This window comes from Ilumatobacter sp., assembly GCF_041688325.1.
GTDB lineage: Bacteria > Actinomycetota > Acidimicrobiia > Acidimicrobiales > Ilumatobacteraceae > Ilumatobacter_A.
Genome location: NZ_JBDNIJ010000350.1, coordinates 1 through 1,799, shown reverse-complemented (window position 1 = coordinate 1,799; position 1,799 = coordinate 1). Strand labels below are relative to the sequence as shown.

The window sequence follows — 1,799 nt, the reverse complement described above, 5'->3', positions numbered from 1 at the left end:
CGTCCCATCGGTAGGCGACGAGGTCGCCGCCCTTCACGGCGCTGAAGTCGACGCATGCCGTGTTTGACGTGCTCGGCTTGTCGTCGTTGTCGGTGAACCAGTAGTGACCGAACAGGACGGGTGGAGCGTCGACGGGATACGGCGGCACCGATCCGGCGATGTCGGTGAGCGGTGTCTGCGGGAGTTCGTCGACACGTTCGCCGTGGGGGTCCAAGAGTGGCCATGACGGGTCGAGCCGCACGATGTCGCGCAGGGTCGTGGCGTCGGTCTTCCACCAAGCGACCCGACCGTTGGTGCGGTTGTGGCCGTCCTTGTCCGTGTACGAGTAGCCGCCCAACCCGACCTCGGGCCCCTTGAGTACGGTCTCGATCGCCAGGTAGCTCGCATGACCCTTCGTGGTTCCGTCGCGGATGAGTTGGTCGGTCAGCCCGCCGTGGGCGCCAACGTGTCCGCGGAGGTGCTCGATCGAGTCGTCGTGCCAGCAGGCGTGGACCACTCGGACACCCCCGAGGTCGAGCCAGAGTGGCCGCGACGTGAACCAGTCGAGGATGCTGCGATGTGTTGCCGACCCGAACTCGACGGCATCGACGAATGCCTGGTGTTGCCCGCGGTTCTTGGCGCTGTGTGGCCGACACCACTCGGTGTCGTCGGCATTGCGTGTGGCGAACGCGACGGCGTTGAATTCGTGGTTGCCGATGACCATCTGGGCAGTGCCGTGTTCGACCATCGCTCGCGGGATCGCGACCGATTCGAGCTGGGACACACCCCGATCGATGAGGTCGCCAACGAACACGACCTGTCGCTGTGCAGCGTGCCGGTAGGCGCCGCCGCTGTGGGTATACCCAAGCTTCTTCAGCAGCGTGGTGAGCTTGTCGGCGCAGCCGTGCACATCGCCGATGATGTCGTATCCGGTCACCCGCAAAGTATGTCACTGGGTTGGTCGGGCTGAGAACGGACCGCCCCACGTACGGAGTTGATTGGCCACCTCAACTGAGCGTTGGCGTCGGTGTCGAGGATCCGATCTCATCTCGTTCGATTCCGTCGGAATTGACTTCTCTGCGTCGCCGCCTTCGTCGTATTCTCGTTGATATGCCGACTCGGAGCGTGCCCGCGTGAAGCGTTCCACGATGTTGATCGGTTGCAGTGTGGCTGCAGCCACATTGGCGGCCACGTTCCAGTTTGCAGGCGGGTTGGGCGGCGACGCTCCGGCTTCTGGTGGTGCCGCCGTCGCCTCGACAGCGCCGCCATCGTTCAGCGCCGCCCCAGCGACCAGCACCACGACATCATCGCCGGTCCAGACCGCGGTCCCGGTACCGGTGCCGGCGGCTCCGCCCACTTCGACAGTCCCTGAAACATCAGTTGCGCGAACTGCCGACACCGCTGCCTCAACCGCTACCGACACCACTACCTCAAATTCGCCGACGGCTGACTCGCTGCAAGAGGTGCTGGCGGTGTTGAGCGGCCTGACTGTTGCCGACCCCGATCCGGGTCGCGAGCGCTATGACCGCGCGACGTATCAGCCAAATGGTTGGGCGGATCTCGACGGGGACTGCATCTCTGGACGGCACGAGGTACTCATCACACAGTCGGCGATCCCGGTGCAGATGAGTTCGTCAGGATGCTTTGTTGAAACCGGGTCCTGGACCGACCCGTACACGGGCATCGTGGTGACGGCGGCGAGTGACATCACGATTGACCACGTTGTACCGCTGAGTGAGGCGCACCGTGCTGGGGGATGGCTGTGGGATTCGGCAACAAGGATCGCCTTCTCGAACGACGAGACACCGGGCATGCTGCTG

At 64.3% G+C, this 1,799-nt stretch carries 2 protein-coding genes and 1 pseudogene; 1 reads left to right on the top strand and 2 read right to left on the bottom strand.

The window, feature by feature from the left end; translation table 11 throughout:
- Both ACH2EI_RS18165 and ACH2EI_RS18160 read right to left on the bottom strand, forming a co-directional pair.
- A partial coding sequence (locus tag ACH2EI_RS18165) for a metallophosphoesterase (RefSeq protein ID WP_395161060.1) occupies positions 1-916 on the bottom strand: 916 nt, incomplete at its 3' end.
- 12 nt (positions 917-928) lie between these two features.
- Positions 929-1,336 carry a hypothetical protein gene (locus ACH2EI_RS18160; protein ID WP_395161058.1) on the bottom strand — a complete coding sequence of 136 codons (408 nt, stop codon included), beginning with the start codon at positions 1,334-1,336 and terminating at the stop codon, positions 929-931.
- A gap of 115 nt (positions 1,337-1,451) precedes the next feature.
- Between ACH2EI_RS18160 and ACH2EI_RS18155 the strand changes: the two are divergent.
- A pseudogene (locus ACH2EI_RS18155) lies at positions 1,452-1,799 on the top strand (hypothetical protein); the annotation flags it as partial.